Source organism: Subsaximicrobium wynnwilliamsii, assembly GCF_007997225.1.
In the GTDB taxonomy this organism is placed as follows: domain Bacteria; phylum Bacteroidota; class Bacteroidia; order Flavobacteriales; family Flavobacteriaceae; genus Psychroserpens; species Psychroserpens wynnwilliamsii.
The window spans coordinates 47,442-69,071 of the sequence record NZ_VORM01000020.1 but is presented as its reverse complement, the minus strand read 5'-3'; the positions used below and the strand labels follow the sequence as shown (position 1 = coordinate 69,071).

The following is a 21,630-nucleotide window of genomic DNA, read 5'->3' as shown; positions in this document are numbered from 1 at the left end:
TACGTTGATTAATTATTTTTTGCCTTCAAGAGTTTCGTGTTAGTCTACAATATTTGTGTCTTCAACAATCATAAACCCAATACCTTCTCCATTTGTTAAAATATCAGTATTTGGAATAGTCAAAATATTTTCCTCTATACTCATCATACCTGAAGTATTCTCAGCTACAACCTTAAAATGATGATAGATTGGGTCGTAATCTTCATTTCTTATTTGTAAAGTCCCTGAATTTAGATTGGTATCAGCGAGCGGGAGTATAATATTTGTATTATTGGTTTTAAGATTAGCTATATTTACCCAAGTACCATTATTGTTCATCTTGTACACATGATATTTTCCGTTATAACAAGTGTTATCCCATTGTAAAATAATATTTGGTAACTCTTTTCCATTATTGATTAGAGGGTCTGAAGTGAAATTAAGGATTGGAGCTGGAGGATTAGTCACTTCAACCATCATGGATGCCACTATTTTGGAGGCTTGTGATGGTTGGTACTCGATTACTATATTACCATTCTTATCAGCATATTCTACCTTTCTGGAGACTGTGATTCTATAAAAAAGGCCATCTCCATAAGGTACTTCATCCAAATCTTCAAAAGTGTCTTGAACCTTCCAGGTAGCGTCATTAATTATGCCTAAGGTTTCTAAATCAATAATCTTGACTTGTTGCATTGTACGAACTGATTGGGCATCAAGCTTATTAAAAGCGCGATATATAGTTAGCTTTTTAATATCCTGAACTTCTGGATAGGCATTAATTTCCAATTGAATAGATGGAGATATACCCAAAACAGCATTTTCCAATACAGGCATTATACGTTTAATTTCAGGAGTTTCTGGAGCATTCGTATTCACCAATTTTACAGGTCCTAGAAATGGGCTATAATCTCCCATTTTCATTTGAGAACTTATTTCCCGAACACCATAAAAATAAATATTGTTGGAAGTACCGTCTAAACTAAAATCCACAAACTGTGTTTCATGAGGATTTGTATTTATTATCTTCATCATGGGTGCCATTTTGAAGTCCTGATGATTAGGCGGTAATACATAACCATTTCTATCACGAATTACTTGCTTTTCATTTACAGGCTTATAATCTGCTCCTTCAATATGCTGATAAATTATCGGGACTTCTGTAAGCGGAACGAATGCGTTGTAGATTGTCGCCTTTACAAAACCAAAAATTCGTTCATCTCCAGCTGGAATAGCACCAATATCATTATTTGCATCGTTTAAATCGATATTAAATAGAGCAATTGGCGGATTAGGTGGAGAAATGATACCGTTATTTATATTGTTTATAATTTCATTTGCGTTTGTGAAAAGGGCTAACTTATCTGGATTTGGAAACTTGAACCTATTCTCTGCGTCAATTTCACCAGATGGGAATTCTTTATAATCACCGTCAATTTTAAGGGCCTCTAATTTCATAAAATTCTGCCAACGACTAGTAAAATCGACTTCGTCATTGCCCCCTAAAGCTTTAAGGGATTCTCGGATTTCTATTATCGTAGATTTTGCATAGAGCGCATTTAATAAAGCCTCGTCATTAGTCCTATAAAACAAAAGTCCATGTGGCTCGTGCTCATATTGAGTAGTGAGTGTTAATGTAGATCGACCGAAAAAATCTGGCCTGGTGGCATATAGTGGCCCTTGAGGTTGTTCTGGAGGTAAGGCTTCAATCATTTCCTGAGCGAACATCAAGCTTGGCACGCAAATTTTAGAGGCATACTGCTCTAAATCTAAATCGCGACTGCGCAATCCAAATATTGAGTATTTTGTACCGTCCCCTGCCTCTGGAAGTAAATTTGTTTCGTTGAGTCCATAAGTAGTATCTACATATAAATATACTTTATAGCTTGGGTAAAAATTTACTGAAATATTAGTGCCTGTTTGTATATAATCGTATTCAATGTCGTTTACTAAATCTTCATCTTCGTTCACTTCTGGAAACGAGGAGTCATTTACATAAATAACCAAATCATTTTCATTAGCATCACCTGGATATACAATGTTGTCTATCTTAACAACTGAAAGTACTTTACGTGTTTTTCGAGCTATCCCATCCTGTAAACTTCCTTGAGTAAATATTCTGGCAATTCCTCTAAACCATTCTACAGACACTCCTTCCTTATTATATTGAGGATGCTGAGTAAGTTTTATATTCTGGAATGTAATTTTGTAATTGCCCCTATGTCTTTCATTATAACCAGTAATATTACCTTCACTATCATAAATAGCCTCATAAGGCTCTTCCACCTTTTCAATGGTCGCATTTCCATCTAAAGGTTCAGACCAAATTCCACGTGATTTTTCTACGTGACGCTCCATAATACCATCATCATCCAAGATTTCTAAGATTTCACGATGTATTTCATTATTTACGGCAACATTCACTTTTAGAGGAAGTGGGTTTGGTGTTCCCCAACTTGAAGCATTCTGCATATTTTCAACTGCCATAAAGAAACCGTCCTCCGAAATTTCGATTGGTTGTAAATTATCTGCATCTGCTGAGGGAATATTGTTAACTAAAGCGTCACTAATTTCTTTTTTATATACTGAAAAAATAGGGCCATCCGTCCCTTGAATAACACTATGGATTATATGCTGTTGATTTCCTAAAATAAATGCACCTCCTACATAATTACTTTCTGTCCCGGGTTGAAGTGTCGGAGAAATTATTTCTGGTTCGAACACATTTGTAATTGGATTAATCTCTCCTGTACTTGCTCTTTGATAATCAACTGTCTGAATATTTGACAATAAAATATTAGATGGTTGATTTGTTGCAGAAAGCGGGAGTGCTTTACCTGAAACGTTATCAGGAACTTGAGGTCTAAAGAATATATCTACATCATCTGCAAATACCTCCTCATTATCAGGATATAAAATGGCTCGATTATCATCAAGATTCGGGTCAAGTATATCATTATTAGTAACAACAGAATCCAACAACACTTTCCGATTAATCAAATCTTGATAGGTATGATAATCAAAAGTAATTCTGACCAATGTTTCATCTTCTACAGTCTCGCTCTCTGGATTAGGATTTATAGCTTTTAAACGGTCTTGCTCTTCTTCTGACGTAAGTAAAAGCGGTGACTCGCTTCGAATCAGTAAGGAATTAATATTACTTGGTGGTAATAGTGAATTTTTCGGCTTTAGCAACGTTTGAATGGACTTAATAATGGAACTCGAAGTCGCCCTTGAAAACCAATTTATGCCATACGAACTATAACAATGCAACCCACTTACGTCCTGTTTATGAACAAATAAAGGTTGATTGGTCTCTGAGATTTGTAACACTCGTGTTTCAAAATGTTCCACTTCGCCCAATGGAACGGCATTCAAATATTCTGGGTCATTTGGAAGTTCTGGCTTTTGCCATTCTCCATCATCGCAAGTTTGGCCAGAAAGTACTTTCTTGTATTCAATTCCAGAATAAACTGGATATGTAAATTTCTCTAAGGCAAATTCATCGGCTGTGTCATAAAATGTTGTTCCAATTAAGTCGGTGGGTTGATTCTCCGCGAATAATGTTACATAACGGGATTCTCCATTTTGGGTATAGCCACCAACATCTGTAATATTAGCTGGCTCCCCTTCATTACCTATAAAAGCTCCAGGAGTGACCTCTCTAATATTTACTGGAATTGGCAATCGTTCATCATCAATTGAGGTTGGTAAACCCATTGACAAGTGATGGGTTTCTCGTTTACCCAATCCATCCTCTAAATCACCAAAGGTGGTATATTCTGCAATATATATGTAGGTGTTTTCAAAAACAGCTACATCTACATCAAGAACTCCCAAACCGAGCATTCTTGCAATATGATAATCGTAAGCCGCAAAATTCAGTTGGTCTAAATTTGTGATTTCGATTGGTTCATCGTCATCATTTTCAAAAGGAACCAACTCAATTGCTGTTGGGTTGGTTGCAGAATTACTTAACTGAATGTAATTATTTACAATTTGCTTAATATCCCTATCCCAATCCTCTGTTGGACGATCCCATTTGATTTTGTAATTCTCCACATTGACAAAGGCGTTATCATTAAAGCGCTGCCATTTACCTTGCACAAGACCTGGCTCAGGTTCCAACATGGAATGTACCAACCCATCATCTAGGGTCAACCCAAAATCTCCAATTGGTTGCCATCCATCTCTTTTGTTCACCGCAGAAATAAAATCAGCATAAAATTCAAAACTAATTTCTGAAACGAAACATTCGGAAGATTTGAAACGAATACTTTTACCATTCTCACAAACTAAACGTGCTTCGCTCAGCTGTGACGAAGAGAATGTCTGTCTAGAAGACATTTTTTTTAATGCAAATTGATTATTTTCTGAAACGGATAAGCTTTCTGTTTGCAACGCACTACTTGTCGATAAATTAATGGCTTTAAACTCTGCGGCAAAGAAGAGTTCCTTTTTATTCTCTATTTCGATAAGTTCGCTGCCATAGTTTTGTAAAAACCCAGAAGGGTTAAGTAACGGATTAATTGAAGCTCTTACTTGGTTATATTTTGAAGTATTTCTGAAATAAACGTGAAACTCCCTTGCCTCGGAAAATTGATAATAGGAGTCTCCACCATTTGCAAAGCGATATATCCAAAATTTATTTGTATCATTTATAACGGTAGGCCGTTCGAATAAATTTAAGTTAAATTGAACCTTTTGGTATCTCGTTCTATAAACCTTTACTACATCATTTGGTTTATTAAAATTATGATCGGTTTGAGCATAATCTCTTTTGGGAAGGTGCTTTTCCCCCAAGACACCTCCAAAAATCCATCGTAAATGAATTCCTTTGGTACTCTCTATACCTCTAGAACCAACGGATTGGATATAGAAATTTGGCGATTGTAATGATGTTAATTCGGAAATTGGAATTTCAAAAGTCTTTTCAACAAAATTCACATTTGCTGTATTATTTGATAGCTGATTATTGACTGAAAAACTTAAAGCTGCATTACCAATATTTGAAGATGTAAGCACGGCTGTATATGTTCCATCGTTGTTTTCAGTAACGCCGCTAATATTTCCCAAAGAACTAAATATGATGACAGCTTCCCCTCCGACCGTGATGTTATTTTCTGAACTATCTTTCAACTGAACGGTAATAAAAGAGGCATCTATGCCATCAGCCGTGATTGTTCCGGGATTTGCAAAAATCGCGCTTTTTTCTAAATTATAATTACCACTTCCTGATGGAGGGCACAATTCATCAATAATCAATTCGACATTTGTTAGGTCGTTAGAAATTGATTCACTAGTAATAATTAATTCATCAGATTTAGCGAAATCGCTAGTTACTGAAAAGCCTATTACGCCTGAATTTAAGGTTGGTACGTCTTGTAAAATTGTAAGACAACTATTGAGTTCCTTATCTACAAGAAAAGCTTTGCTATTATAATTATAATCACCAGAAAAATCATTGTAGATACATGTAATATTTGATGTACTGGAATTGTAAATTAATCTTATTATTTGATTAAAAGAATTTATTTTTTTTGTCCACAAAAGAGTTAAGTCATCTGTAGATAATTTCATAATTCCGTAAAAGCTATGAAAATATATATGATTATCTACTAATGTAAAATTACTTAATAAGTTACTATTTTTTTGTAATTGGATTATTTTTTGATATGTAATTTGAGCATTTTGGGTTTTTACCATACAGACCTCTCTGTTAATATTGCTAAAATCTTGAGATATTGTAAAATAGTAATAATAAGTATTATTTGCTTTTTTAAATACAGCATCAGCAGGTACAGATCCACTAGAAGCATTAGGATATAATAGTTGAATTTCTTCTACCACAACAAAGTTTTCATCTCTTAATACAAGATAAGCCACACCATCTTGAAAAACTTGATGAAAAGACAACATATAACCTGAAATCGGATCTACAAAAAATGAAAATGCAGGACCGACAGCATATTTTTGATTTGAGAATTGCCATATGTTAGATACGACTCCATCGCTATTTACTTTTATAACATTTTTATTATAAGCTATTAAAAAATAATTATTATAATATTGCACATGAACACCTTCTTGGCCACCAAAGCGAGGAAATTGTAATTTTTTTATTTTTACAATATTGCCATTTACATCAAATGTAATTAAGTAAATAAAGCTATTTACAGAATCCGCATTATTAGAAATCGCAGTATATTGAATAGGATTGGTTGAAGTAGCTTCAATATAGAGGGGTTCTGCACCTACATCTTGATTATTAATTTCTTTAGACCAAACGATACCCCCTAAAATATCTAGTTTAGATAAAAGACATTTCCCATTTGCAGTTCTTGCTATTGTATATACAAAAGAGGTGCTATTTTCTATAAATTCTTTTGAAATAGAATCAGTATAGGAGTTATTCGTCCCTTCATTGCTTATTTTGTAAGTATTAATAAAACCCATCTTCTTTTAGTTTTCTATATTTATTAAAATATTGTCTATGACAACATCACTACTTGTAATATATTCTGAACCGTTCCATATTTTATATGAGAACTTAAAATTTAGCGTATCTACTGTAATTTCCCTGCTATCATGCATAATCAATACTTGTGAATAATCTTTAGAATGTAAGACCTTATAGGTGTTATTCGGATTTCCCGAACTCGCGAACACTACCTTTACAGTATCTTCAATAGTATCTAAAGGAATTTTAGGGATATTGAATGGTTCCGGATTACGGATTAAAATACCAAAAGTTTGACCTGTATTTAAGTTCTTTAATACATTGAATTCTGTATTTTCAGGTGGATTAAATGGGCTAATACCTAATACACCCTCTGTCGCTCGGTCAAACAAATGGTAGTATTGCGATTCTAAGTTTTCGCTGTTAATATCCGAAATCCCTGCAACAATGTTATAAGCGGTTTCGATTTCATCGACGGATAATGACAATGGAATTATAAAAACGGCTTGCTGCTCATTGACTACAATTCCATCAGAGTCTAGTTCCCTTAGCCAATAACTATTTACTTGTTCTTCAAAATTCTTATATCTGGACGTTTGAAAAACAAACTGGTGCACTTCTTCGCTCTCTGTATCTTGTAATGAACCACTATTATTTTTATCGAAAGCATTATACAAAAGTGCGGTATAAAGCTTACGTGGTTTTAAATTAGTAAGTGTAACTGTATATGCATAACTATTTGGTAGAATAGGTTCTCCAATTTCTAAATCACAATTAATCGCGCTATTATTTTGATTGATGTATTCAACCATATTATTGAGTAGTTGCAGGTTCATGGGTATTCTTGGATTATTGTCAATATTCCAATTGGCATCTTCGCTTCCAATTGCTACTATGTCAAATTCATAAACAACAGTTGGATTATCAGCAGCTAAACTTTCCCATTTAATTTTTCCACTTATTAGATCTGAATTATCAGATAACACAGCTTCATCATCAATTCTCAAACGGTATGTATCTGAGGCAATTAAATAGTCCTTTTTAAGAATAGAATACTCTCCTATAGGATTATCATTAACATCAATCAAACGAATACACTCATTGAATTCTAATTCTTCTTGGCTGTTAAACTCAATCCAAGTAGCAAATGTTTGGCCTGTAGGCACCGTTTCTTGACTAAAGTTTGCGGGTAATGGGTAAGGGATTATAACATCAGTTACTGGGTCTTTAATCGCAATATGCATACTACCCGCTAATTCTGGTAATGAATTACCACTATCACTATCTTCATAACTATGCCATTTATTGAGCATGTGGTAGGTAAATGGTTTACTGAAATAAACCGTTATCTTACATTGGTTGTTTCCATAGAACAATGGTTTTGCCTGTAATAAGTTGCCATCGGCATTCGGGTAGGAACGGTTATAATCAATGTATTGGCGGAGTGACGTTAGTGGGTACTGATCTGGGTTTGCGTCTGTAGGAATATAATCTACTGTACTATCCTTGTGATAATGACCCACTGGCCCTACAGTTTTGAAGCCATAATAGTAGTCAAACAGCCCCTTATTTTGTTCTTCAAATTCCCCATTGTTAACCTCATCCTTTAACCTAAATCTCATATAATATTTAGTATTTGGTCTCCAAATGGGTTGTACGGTTTTTTGGACCGCCGCCACCATATCCTTTTGCTCCTGCTCTACCTCTGCTTGTCCTGGTATAGTTGAATTAAATTCATGGTTTTCTAATGTCATCCAGCAAATCTCTTGCACTGTCGTTATATTTCCGCAAGGTTTGGTCTCTTCTAATTTTCTTAAAATATTTCTGGCCTGTAAAATCAATGTATTTCTAGTATATCCTTTCTCTTCGTCAGACTTGCTTTGTTTAAGTAAACATAGCAAATTCAAAAAATATTCATACTCGGATTTTATAAAAGCACTTACTTCCCCGTTTTTTATTGTCTGTCTATCTACAACACAAAATTCTATTTTCAAATTCTCTGGATTATTTACCGTTTCAATAGCTATTAATTCTTCTTGAAATCCGACTGAGAAAGGCGTTCCGTTAACCTTGACCGGAACGATAGTACCAGAGCCATTGGGAGCTATTTCGGTAGCGATAGCACATGAAAAAATCAATCCGTTTATATTAGCGATCTGGGTATCTGCTTCAATAACATAGGGTACTGCTTTTTGACTGCTTATAGTAATTGTACCAACATTCAAATCATCGTTGCTACAATTTAAACTTAACTTCCCTATGGTGATATTTTCTGAAATTAAATCAAGATTACCACATCCAATATTAGAATTAATTAATGTTTGTGAGAGGTCTGACAATGCATTTTCTAAACCTGAAAAATCAGGAATAGTCACATAATCTGTAGTAAGTATATCGGAGTTATCGGTGCTTAGTATAGCGGGTCTTCCTAGATAAAAATCTAAGGTTTGAGAAAGGCTATTTCCGTTAGGGTAACTATTTATTTCATCTATACCATAAACAAAAATATGAGAATTTGAGTTTACAGTTGCTATACGGTTTTGAAGCTTAGCTGGGGTGTCAACTAACAAACCATCTGTGATAATAATGACGACATCTGGAGGATTTTGTAGCGATTGAATCGTTTCCAAGGCAGAAGACCAATGAGCTGAAGAAGAACCTATACCAGCTCCGCTTCTGCTTCTAAAACCTAAAATCCAATTATCAAAAGTAGATTTTGTTGAATCATTTACAAATTGATTAATAATATTGTCAGATCTTAAATCGTTATCTGAATTTGACATCCCAACTAAGGAGATTCTGTTGTCATTATTCAATTGGGAAGCGATAAAATTTTTCAATCCCATTTTTATTTGATCAATTTCTGAACCAGAAATAGATCCAGATTCATCTATTGCCAAAGCTATATGTGCTTCACATGCATTGTTTTTTTGACCTGCTTTAGCTTTAATTCCCATTATACTTGAATATTTTATTAGAGTTTACGACAATATCATTTGACCGTTTAACATATTTATATGTCTTTCAATTATTTTATATAAATGGCTATCTACTTGCTTTATTTTTTCTTTGACCTTATTTTGAAAGGCTGCAGTATATTTTGCTTTGCCCCAAGCATGTACAAACCCTAATTCTTCAGCCACCATATTTAAAGAATTTTTTTTATCAACTTCGACAGGGTCAAGGATAAACTTAACTTTGTAATTATTCAATTCGCAAAGTCCTGCAAGCTGATACTGTTCTATTATAATATTCGGCTCGTATTTTCCATCCATTTTAAACATGATTGCCTTATCTAACTTAGCGCACTTAACCATGGTTCTAAAATTGATTAAAAATTGATTTTTAAGTTCTAAATCATTAAATCCCAAAACCCCACAGTTAAAGGCTTTCCTAACGTTTCCGTAGCCTGGGATATGTGTATTTTTTAGCGCGTTATCGAAATAGGGTAATTGATTTTCATAACCTTCATTAAATAAATGTCCGCCTTCAACCATTTGACAGATCACATCATGGTCTTTAAAGTTTAAATACGGGATAACCGCTTTCGATTTAAAAAAAACATCGCCGTCAATGTGGATGCTACCCAAAGGCTCATTCTCTAAAGCCTTAATTTTACCAAAGGCCCAAAACTTTTCATGTTCATCTTCTAGCTCATCTAACGATAAATGTATTTTATCATAAGGAATACAGCTTAGATGTGTTTTACCGATTGTATCGGTATGAAGAACGACCTCTGTGGAGACTTTCTTAGCGTATAAAAATGATAAGGCATACAACCAAATTGAAGGTTCTATTTGACCTTCTAAAAACCAACGATTCTTTAGCATCGGTTTTGTCCATAACGAATGTATTATTCTCATATTTAAAGACTTCCTATTATCATGTTATCATAATATTGTACGGTATCACACTCATCAGCGTAAACACCACCACAACTAACAATAATGTCTGCAAATTCTTCTAAACAGTTTAAACCAAAATTCGTTCTATCTTCAAGACACTCTTCAAGCTTTTGCTCTAGTAGGTCTTGTAACCTGCATATATCACAATCACTTTCTGAACTATTGCTATTTGCCCTAGGTTCAATTACGACCTTTGCTATAAATTCAGTTTCATGAGCATACTCAACCTCCTGTTGCAATTGAGCGGAAGATTTGTAGTCTTCATGGATTTGCTCATAAATTGGATTAAAATTTTCAACCCCTAATGATTTGTAATATCTTATTGTAACGCCTTCGGCAAGTGTTGATAGCTTCAATTTAACTTCTAAAGTTGGTTCTTGTAAAATAATCACAAGACTATTTCCATTATCGAATTCTATCGATTTAGCAAAATCAAAATTATTTTGTGTGTCCGTTATTTTGAAATTATCTTCACTAATAGTTGCATTTTGAGTGCCATCAGGATTAACTGTAACCAAAGTTTCAAAATTTCCTTCTAATGTAAAATAAGCTCCGTTAATGTAATGCCCTGTATATTGTGTAGGCGGATAATAGGTTGTTCCCAAAGCCTTGTTTAATACATTGGCACAATCGTAATCTTTGCGCACACTTTTGCAAAACAACTCCGAAGGTGTGATGCCATATTGTTCAGGCACTAACCATCCAGGCTCTCCTGCCTCGGTATATGAGAATGGCGTAGTGGCCAACAAACGTATGGCGTCATACTGATTACCTGTACGCTGCCAATACCCTATTCTAAGATTACTAACCAAATTCCTGTCCTCGGCCTTTACCACGGCCTCAAAAGGATGGTAATCCATCCAGTTGCTTCCCGTCCATGCTTTAATTTCAATGTCTTCGATTGAATATTTATGTTTTACCTGACGAATCTCTCTACCACCGCGAACGACACGCTGCGGTGGAATCAAATCGGTAAAATTATCGGCACCTCCAGTATGACCACCAATTTTACTGAATACAGCTCCGGGAATAAGGCCTTTGGCAGCCTTAATATCTATATAGGTGTCCAAGGGAATGATAGCATCGATTTCAGAATGATTTGGCTCCCAGGGTGTAACTTGATTTAATTTGACCCAATCAATTTTATGTGTCAGTTCAAAAGATTCATTAGTTAGCATGTGGACACCCTGCACCAACTCTTTAGTGCGATTTAATGTGTACTCTGCTACTTTATAAGGCAAGGGCGCAATTGGTTGAGTATCAAGTTCGCCTGATTTCTCCCATTTTAGTTTAACGGTAAAGCTTTTACAAACCTTAAATACAATCCTTACACATACACGTATGCGTATCTCTGCATAGATTAAGAACGGTTTGGCGGCTTCTACAGAGAATAATGCATCCAGTCCAATGGTTATCCCAACAATCCAAATGTTGATATCAATCATTCCGCCCAGAGCAATATAGCCTCCTATTTGAGGGCGCTCAAAACTAACGAAGCCTCCCATCTCTAAATAGGCATAAATACGCACTCGAGCAGGACCAAATCGTTTTCTAAGATCAAACTCAACCCTAGCACCCGCTTCAATTCCTGTTGCAGAAAGCATTAAGTATGATTGCGCTGTGATAATGGTTAGCACTCTTGCCGTTATCGGATTATCACGAGTTCCAAAATTAACGTACCAAGCACGCGGATTGTTAAAGAAAAAACCGGATTGTACCTCAGCATATAAGTCGATGATCTCCCCATTATTCAATGGAAGTCGGTAATCTGCACCCAATCCCATTTCAATGGAATTATCGCCCCAAGCAACAAATGCGAAAAATGGTGGCTCACGATTATCGTCCAATCCCAAACGGGCACTTAAAATGGAGGCCCTTCCTTCTACCAAAAAGAGTGTTGGTAACGATAACAAAAGCATGGCACGAACTGAAATTATAGTGCCACTATCAAAACTAGTGCCTATCACCGCACCTGCACCAACAGAGAACGGAAAGTCATAATCTGAGGTTCTTTCTGGCCCACTAAATTTAGAAATATCCACACCTTTAGGTGGGTATTTGTAATAATCATACCACGTATCTTCACCAGACACCAAACCTACTGCTTCTTTCTCCGCAACATATCGGAAACCTAATAACCCCCTAAAACCATAAATTCCTAAAGGACCGATGGGGATAGGTGCGGGTAGATCCACAGAAGCATCTACCACAAATGCAGGATATCTTGGTTGCAATCTCATGGCTGCACTACCTGCAATTTTAGCTTTTGGCAATTTTAAGGAAACCTCACCAATATATTCCTGCGATTCCCCCGGTTCTGGGATGGATACCATGCCATGAATTATGGCTACAGCAGCATCAGGTCCGGCAGTCCCTGGAATCACTAAGTCAATTTCTATGGTTTGAATGCGTAAAAAAGAATCGCCGCCTGAATACTTAGGATTGTCGTTTTCATCTTTTTCATCATTATCAACGGTATAATAATACTTAACGCCCTCGCCACGTGCATCAATCCCCAAGGGGTCTAAACTGATAGCGCCATCAAAACCCCAATAATTATATTTACGCATTTTACCATCATGTTCTTGCTGGTAAGAACCAAAATGGATTCCTGTTACAGCAATTTCAATAGGCCCCAAATTGAGGGATATATTGGTTGGGATAAAACTGTTACCCCCTACAATCTCCATGCTTCCATTGTCGTAGATACGAAGTCGTGGAATCACTATTTTTTGTCCGTTGAGAATTTTATTCATAATGGGATTCTCAAACCATATTTCGCAGGATGTGCCGATGTAGAATTTATCGTCTTCTTTACCTAATTCTAGACTTAAAATATTAATGGTTACAAAATCAAAAAGGCTTAAGGGAATCCCCTGTACTTCAGAAGCTGTTAAATTAAAATAGCCTTCTTCGTTTAGATGTCCATTAATGTCTATTAAAGCGTCATTTCCAGATGCGTCTTTTAATTTTGGTATTTTTAATCGTCCAAGAATATTTGAAGCAACAATAGCATTTCGGTTGAAATTAATATCGAAAGCTGTGAACCCAACTTCAAAGCCATTAGACCCAATGGTCTTGACCAATTTTGGGTTACTAGTGACATCAATAACTTCTAAAGCCAGTCTGCCAGAAAAACCACCGGTACCTACTAAAATATCATAACCGGTTAAAACAGCCGTGGTTTCGGAATTATTCTCTTCATTGTCAAACTACTTTTTAGGTAATGTAATGGAGGCGGACTGTGCATAGATACCTTTGAACTCAGGGCCATATCCATAGGCATCAGCTTCAGGAATATTAGTATTATCTTTTAAATCTAATTTAAGATTAGTAACCTCTAAAATAAAACCAGAATTACCTATTTGAGACCTTGTTAGTTGAAATGTATCAGGGTTTATAAAATCGAAACCTGTTTTAGTATCATAGAGAAGACTACCCACATTATAAGTTAGTAGCGATTTACTTCCGTCATCAATTACATTTCCTTGACCGTCTACAGGTTGCAACATATTTCTCGGAAAAGCCAATGCTAAATTTAAGCTTTGTAATGCGACTGAGATTCTTGGTATGAAGAGATCAATCAATGTATCGATGGAGAATTCCCCTAAAAAACGATCAAAAAGTAAAGACATGTTTTCAAACCCCTTACTTAAGTCAGAACCATCTATATAAGTTTCGAGGATATAAAGGTTTATATCCAACCCAAAACTCTCGAAAAAAGAAATTAGTTCAGTTATATCTGAAAACTGATTCCCAGTTTGTGGTAGTGGCAATGGTTGATATTCACTATAATTTGAATTAGCATTAAACTGGTTCACAAAAGCGAGTACCGTATCATCATATCCATCTAAAAAAATATCGAAAGCTTCAAAAACCAATTCTGGCTTGGATATACCAAACATCTCAAGAATTAGATTGAAGTAATCTTCAATTGTACTGAGCTCATTTAAAGTAATTCTTCGTAAATACTTTAAAATGGGCAGTCTATAATATAGTGCTATTGGAATTTCTATGGTATTAGCTGAAGTACCAGGGTTAAAGAGTAATTGCAACCCATCATCACCACCGAAAATATTGATACCTGCATTGCCTTTTAAAACCAATACTAAATTATGATAAGCAGTATCACCATAGATACTCTTTTCTACATAATAAGTTTTGTAAAACAATTTATCAGAAACTTTGTCAAATGCAGACTTTATTGGTTCTGGTAGATTTTCAGTACCAATTAAATTACTTAACGCTGGAAAAAATTGTGGTGCTGGCATTATTGTTTTATTTTTATTAATTCAAATCCATCATTATTTCTTGCTATTTCAAAATCTTTTAAAATAAATTTTAAGATGCTATTATGATTATTTGATAAAATTTCAGTCTTATAAATTTCTATCAGTTTCTTGTTCTTTATACTAGCTTCAATGCTATGAGGTTTAACTCGTTCAATTTCCCAATTTATCGTATCTATATAAAAGATGATGGGAAAATTATCACTTCTTTCTTCAAAAGACTGTTGAGTGACATAAAAAAAATAGTCTCCATTTTTATATTTGAACGGTTCTATTTGTAATGAACTTAAGGAATCAATATTCTTAAATTTATATTCTTTATCCTTAATAAATAATCTATCTAGAGTAGTTTGTATAATATGCTCTTTATTGTTTTGTTTAAAAATAAAATCGATCCTTGAAAACCCTGTATTGGTATAATTAGCATCATACTTATAATAATAATTTATATCCCCTTTTAAGCTTTCACTAATTAAGAACCTATCACTCATAGTGGAGAAATTGTTTTCATCTAGTTTTATTTTTGATTTATTAAAAAAATGAGATTTTAAATTATTGTTATCATCAATCTCTAACCCTACATTTGATTGATAAAGTACTTTTTTATTCCTTAAAGTATCTTTAACCATCCTAATCTCAGAATCATTTTTTATTACTTCAAATTCGCCCTTTAAATTAAAAGTTGTTTTAAAAGTATTAGAAATATTTTTATTTGTAGGTTTGCTTAATTTTGTTAGTTTACTGCACGTACTATCGATCAAATAAATATTTAGCGAGTCATAAGTATATAAATCTTGATAAAGATCATATTCAATGTTGTAGCCAGTTTGATATCCAATATACTTTTGGGGAGAAGGTTCCCAAATAGTCACAAAATAGTTTCTGTTAATCTTATCGAAGTTTCGAATTTTTAATTCAAATGCTGTGCTATCAAAAAATTTAAATATGGTATCCTTTTTTTTATTCTGAACTATGTAAAGAAAATGACTCGTTTTGTTATTTTCATATAAAGAAAAAATAAGCGTAGAGTCTTTTGAATACCCATTAGAAGTTTGTTTTATACCATTTCTGTAATTTACATATGTACTCTCAAGATTAAAGTCAGAAATTAATTGACGTGAATTTATATCCTCTTGCTTTTTACAAGTAGTAATACATAAGACAATAATTAATATTTTAATGTTATTTTTAATCATCTCTATTGGATAGGCTTCTTACATAAAAAGGATTAGGATTTGTTGTATTATAGATTGTTAATACTGGTTTTACTAATTCATTGCTAGAGGCATTATTTATGTCCATAAAATGTTCTTGATTTGGAATACCATTATATGTTTTGAGAAGCATAGCATCGAAAAATGATTTTAATTCTCTTTCACCTTGGTCGACAATTGTTGGTGCAGTACCTTGATTAAAAAGATTATTATACGGGACAAATTCTGTAATAGCACTTGCTGTCCAACAATAAATAATAGTATTATAATACTCTGGAGTAGGTACGACCACTAAATCTGTTGGGTTAGCATTATTCCATGCAATTACTCTATCTCTAATTCTGGTTATTTCATTTATAGTAATAGTCATCTTTTCTGTCTCCAAAAAATTAACTGCTTTATCAATGTTCTCTTTCCAATGCCACACTTGTTGATCTGATGCTACTATCCATTTAGTAGAATCGATCACCCTATTTTGTTCGTCGATAATTGTTAAAAACTCCCGTTCAGCACCATTTTGTATTTCAGCTAACTCATTTGTAAGTCCTAAATTATTTATTTGAGTATCTGTTAATGGTCCACCAAAATTATCTAATTGAGAAAGACCATAACCTCTTGGAACTCCAAAATTTGGCAAACCTCTGAAGGTTGTTTTTCTTGTTGAATATGCATAGTTTCCTAGAGCATTAAATTGCTCGAATTCTGAATTATCATTAGTACCCAAAGAACCTGATTCTTGACGAATTTTCCTTACCATAAACCAAAACCTTCCTAAGTAGTTTTGATTCGTTAAGTAATTTTCCACTTGTAGATATGTAGGGTTTTTACCTCTTATATGAAACTTAAAATAATGATGATTTCCATCCCTCCAAAAATTTATATTTTCTGGCTCTGGAAAAAAATCAATAGTTACTTCGCCTCCTCTAACTCTATCATCACAATCAATGTCCCAAAAACTTTGTGGCTGAAGAACTCTAGTAAATATATCTCCTTCAATATCGGTAGCATTTGTTTCATTTGGGAAATAATCTAGAAAACGCCTATTAAAATAAATTCTCTCATTAGTTGCAATTGTGCCGTTATTATTTAAATCATAAGGTATTGCTGGCCCAAAGCCACCTAAGCGATTTTGTGGACTAGTGACATATTTATTATATTCAACTTTTACTCTCAGTTTTAATTGAACATCTGAGTTATTAGATATTCTTACATTAGGCATCTTTGGATTGGCATCTGTTGCATTATCAAAACCAATCAACAAAAATCTTTGAGTATTTTCATTTCTTAAGTTTAAAATATTTATTTGATTATTTAAGTTAGGCGTATAGTTATACGTTGAATTGGCATTTGAATCACTAAAAACTGTTATATAATGTAATTTTTGCAACCCTGAGTTTTCCATAGCTCTAATATTGTTAGCATTTTGAGCCCAACCATTGTTATGAAAAGCATAGTAGGCTATTTCTTGAAATGTTGTGAAATCATTTAATTCATCAATTATCATTTCTGTTCCAGCAGATAAAGCATTGTCGTTTGTTGAAAAACTCAACATGCTGTTGGCGTCATAATAGAACCCTATTCTATTGAACATTTGGGACACTTTTACCAATATTAGATCAGGTTGTAAGGCAAAGCCTAATGTAGGATTAATCGATTCAAGGCTTATTCTTTTCAGAAGATTTTTGAAAGCAGTAGTTATGGTTGCATTTACAAATGTATTTGCCCCAATTAACGTCTCAATTTCATTCTCTGAAGGAATCAAAGACTGAACTTGGGGCTGGACAATTTCCAAAGCTGCAAATGCACTCGTATCTGTTACTGCAATCATTTTTCTTATTTATTTAGTAATCTTTTTAACCTTTATTCTTTGATCTTGCTTTTCGAATTCGTTCTTTCTCTCTACGATTATATAAAACGTCATAGGTTACCAAATCATCTTGGGATACTTTGATGAAATCTAAACTCAACATATCTTGGATAAGGTTTTTGTCTGAAATACTGTCAATAACCTTGTACAATGGTATTTTATTGATACATTCCTCATTCAACAAACCTTCTGATGATTTCCACTTTTCTAGAGTCTTTAATTTACCTTCTAATGAGATTTTTCTAAATTTTTTGTTCGCTAAATCAAAGTAAAAACTACCCTCTTTGAAGGTTAGACTGTCAATATAAATATGATAATCTCCAATGAATGAATCATCCAAAACTATATTCATCACGTTTTCAGATTGCATAATTCGTACTATGTTTCTACTTCCATCATTTGAATCAGGCCCTATATAATTTTTGTGAAAAGTTGGTGCAACGATGTCAATATATAAATCATCATACACAAAACTTTTAAAAAAGGGAGGCTCAGTCGTATTTTTCACTACATCAAGGCAATATGATTCATATTTTTCTTTATTTATAACACCTTCAAATAAAGGTCTAAAAGCTATTACACTAAAAGCGTTTTTATCTTTGGGTTGACGCATTTGCGGTTTGTCGATTGATAGAATTTGCCCATTGTTGTTGGATTTGCATCCAAAAAACATCGTTACAAAAACTAATATTAAAATACAAAACTTATAAACCTGTTGCTCCATCATCTATAGCTTTCTTTACAATATCAACTAAGGCTTTCGCTCTTGAGAAAATCAAATCTTCATTTGCTTCCTGAAATTTTGAAACATGAAAATGCCCTGTTTTGGGCTTGTCTATGCTAATCATTTCTCGAAGTCTTGCAACACGATAAAATATTTCATTAGATAAATAAGAACCTCCTGAGCCTCGTGTCATCTTTTCATTTGGGTCAGGTTCGTCTACGCTTCCATCTTTAGTAATGCCAGTACTATCAACATATGTGAAATCAAATTCCACTTCGGGGCTTAAAACAAGCTCATTAGGCAAATTTGATTCAATCCATTTGGATGTATCTGTAATAGAGTCGCTGTCTGGCTCTCTAACAAAATTTAGGTTACAAGGAACGTTCCCTACTCTATTCTGAGTAGCGTACTTATCTATGTTGTAATCGCTTGGAGCACCGTCACGGCTTAGAGTTATGATCATATCAACGTTGTTTAGCAACTTCCCTATATAATTTTCAATTATTCCTTTGCCTTCACCCATACTTGGATTTAAATCTGAATCAAAATCAGTATAGCGAACGGGTACAATCATCGATTGAATATATCCAATTCCATTAGCAGTATTAATACTATTCATTGAAAGCACAGATATTCCAGATGGATTACTATGTAATATGTTACTAGAACCTGATAAAACAGGATTGTTCTCATCAAGAAAAAAAGGGTCAAAACCAACTACTAAAATTTTCTTGGCAGTACCAGCAGAAGAAAAATTCACTCCAGTGTAGTTTCTACTTGTCTCCTCAAAAAGTGAAATAATTTGACTTAAATCGGAGTCCTCTATCACTCGCGAATTCACATCAATATCTCCTTTAAATAAAGGATGTTGTTTTATAAACACTGCTATTTTAAGCCTAGCCCAATATAAGGGTCTGTCATCAGGACTATTTAAATTGGCCTGAACACTATTTACAGCTGTATTCCATAATGTTTTACCCGTAATAGAAACCAAAGATTTAATTGCATCAAAAAATAGAGTGCTCGATGACTCGGAATTATATAATTCATTAATAAAATCGTCAACCACTCTCTTAATCCCCGGCTGCTTATTAATAAAAAAATCTTCGTACCGTAAACCAGCAGCTGCATCTTGAAAATTATCATAGCCAATAGCCTCTTCATAATTTCGAACATATTCTGAACCCAAAACCTTTTCGTCAGTATAAACTACCATGGCAGGTGAAGGAGAGGCGCTATGTCTAACGATATTACCACTTCCATCTTCTTTAAGCCCCCTTAAAACATACTCGAATTTTGTATAGGCTTTACCTTCATCATCAGTACCTACCTCGATATTCGTTACCCCTAAGTTAACCTTATAATCAACTGGGAATTCCTGATTTTTAAGTTGCTCCAAATCTTGAAATTCCTGATTGGTTAAGGCCAAAATAGAAACATCTTCAAAAGTATAGTTTTCAGTTTCAGTATCCGAAAAAGTAGTTTGATTCTCAAATCTTATGTACTCTTGTACTGAACCGTTTATCTTAAACTCGCTTTTTACTATTTTGATGGACTGTATTTGATTATTCAACTCCAATAAGAAAAGACTGGATACCGGCCCTTCAAAACCACTTAGCGGAATCTTATCGTCATTGTTTTGACGAATGTTAAGATTATAGTTGCTAGGATAGGAAATAAATGTTGTATATACACTATCCTTGCCTATACCCAAATTAGCGGTAAACTGGTTTCCGTTGATATTTGCTTTATCAATAAACTTAACATCATAATAAATTTTAGAATAACTTTTACCTGAATCCTGTTCGAAAGGAATGGCCATATCAAAAATTGGAAACAATCCATCTAAATAGCCATTCTGAAAAATACTAAATCCTTTTGTAGGAAAATTATTAATAGGGTTTTCATTATTCCTAACACGCCTAATATATCTAAGTTGAAAATAGTTTGAATTAGCACTACCATTTGTTACGTATGGAATAATTTCTTCAAAAGATGTTTCTTCATCTTCTATAGCGGGTGTTAGAAATTGCTTTTTACCATCGGGAAGTACAAGTCCCAAATCGTTTTTGAAAGCTCTTTTATAATAGACTAACGGGATTTCATTGTCCCCTCTTGGTAAATTTACCTTAATGATTTTATTCGTATTATTCTCAGAAAACTCGCTATCAGGAGCCGTGTCATTTATTAAAAGTATGGGCCATTTATTATTTCTGGTATAATCTAGCGGAATGAAAGTAGTTGAATTATCCAAGCTCAATTTGATAGTATCTCCGTAGTTTTCTAAATAATTAAACGAGTCGTTAGATTCATTTCTTATATCCAAGTAAATGCTGTTTTTATTAAAATGTTTACTTATTACATCATTGAACAAGGCATCACCGTTTTTATTTGTAAAACCTGTGCCATTAAAAACTTTAAGTCCTAAGCCATTAAAAGCACCAAAAAAAGCAGAAGAATCTATATAGCTAAGCACAACTTCTTTCTTATCTTTCAATGCAAAAGATTCAGCTTGGGTCGGAGAACCACTTAGTGGGTCGAATGTCATTATAGAATCAAGTTCTCTAGCAATTTTGAAGGTTGGCCTGTACCCGATTTTTTCAAAAATTATAGTTAACCCAATATCTCCTGAGCTATCAAAATCTCCAATATAATTACTTGCGAAAGCAAATGGGAGCGTAAGAGAATCTGATGAATAAAATACTTTATCCAGCTCGTCAGGATCCTCTGTTGTAAATTCTGTGTCTGGATTACTTGCGGAATATTCTAGACCTAAGGATGTACTAGCCGCTGGTTCGGTATCAGGAACTGGAACTCCATCAGCAGCATACCATTGTTCTGCACTTGCATGAATAAATTTTGTAAGATCATTATTTATTGGAGCCGCAACTTTATCTCCAGAAATCAAACTACTTTTCTTTATTCCTTTATATATAATATAGCTAATCTTCGGAAGATTCAAATCTGGTTCAACACTAGGTTTTAGAATAATGTTGTACCTATCTGTAGTTCCAATTTGCTGAACCAATATCAAACCATCGGTAATAGCAAATGCTTTTGCATCAGAACTGATAGAAAACATATTTCCCAACCTATAATTATTTTCATCTATTGCTCCAAAGGACTGATATTCAGTTTGATTGGTCAATTTTAATGGTTCTGTAAAAAAATAGAAGCTCATATACCGTTTTA

9 protein-coding genes are annotated in these 21,630 nt (G+C 34.0%); all 9 read right to left on the bottom strand.

All coding sequences use genetic code 11. From position 1 onward, the window contains the following. Positions 1–39: 39 nt before the first annotated feature. Entirely contained in the window at positions 40–6,435 is a 6,396-nt protein-coding gene (locus ESY88_RS15380) for an Ig-like domain-containing protein (protein WP_147087558.1), read from the bottom strand. A 6-nt stretch (positions 6,436–6,441) separates the two neighbouring features. After that, positions 6,442–9,396, bottom strand: a complete 2,955-nt coding sequence (locus ESY88_RS15375) for a vWA domain-containing protein (RefSeq protein ID WP_147087557.1) — start codon at positions 9,394–9,396, stop codon at positions 6,442–6,444. 24 nt (positions 9,397–9,420) lie between these two features. Then, positions 9,421–10,302 (bottom strand): DUF6734 family protein, encoded by an 882-nt coding sequence (locus ESY88_RS15370; RefSeq protein ID WP_147087556.1) that lies wholly within the window; start codon positions 10,300–10,302, stop codon positions 9,421–9,423. A 2-nt stretch (positions 10,303–10,304) separates the two neighbouring features. Further along, complete coding sequence (locus ESY88_RS15365) at positions 10,305–13,430, bottom strand: hypothetical protein (RefSeq protein ID WP_147087555.1); 3,126 nt, start codon at positions 13,428–13,430, stop codon at positions 10,305–10,307. Positions 13,431–13,556: 126 nt separating this feature from the next. Beyond that, on the bottom strand, positions 13,557–14,615 hold the full coding sequence (locus ESY88_RS15360; protein ID WP_147087554.1) for a hypothetical protein: 1,059 nt from the start codon (positions 14,613–14,615) through the stop codon (positions 13,557–13,559). Then, the gene (locus ESY88_RS15355) at positions 14,615–15,829 is read right to left on the bottom strand and encodes a hypothetical protein (RefSeq protein ID WP_147087553.1); all 1,215 of its coding nucleotides are present in this window, start codon (positions 15,827–15,829) and stop codon (positions 14,615–14,617) included. Before ESY88_RS15355 ends, ESY88_RS15360 begins: the two co-directional genes overlap by 1 nt. Continuing rightward, a complete protein-coding gene (locus tag ESY88_RS15350) occupies positions 15,822–17,675 on the bottom strand; it encodes a hypothetical protein (protein ID WP_147087552.1) in 1,854 nt (617 codons plus the stop codon). The genes ESY88_RS15355 and ESY88_RS15350 overlap by 8 nt, the downstream gene beginning before the upstream one ends. A gap of 25 nt (positions 17,676–17,700) precedes the next feature. Further along, positions 17,701–18,441 (bottom strand): hypothetical protein, encoded by a 741-nt coding sequence (locus tag ESY88_RS15345; protein WP_147087551.1) that lies wholly within the window; start codon positions 18,439–18,441, stop codon positions 17,701–17,703. After that, positions 18,419–21,619, bottom strand: coding sequence for a hypothetical protein (locus tag ESY88_RS15340; protein ID WP_147087550.1), 3,201 nt, complete (start codon positions 21,617–21,619; stop codon positions 18,419–18,421). The genes ESY88_RS15345 and ESY88_RS15340 overlap by 23 nt, the downstream gene beginning before the upstream one ends. Positions 21,620–21,630 lie beyond the last annotated feature (11 nt).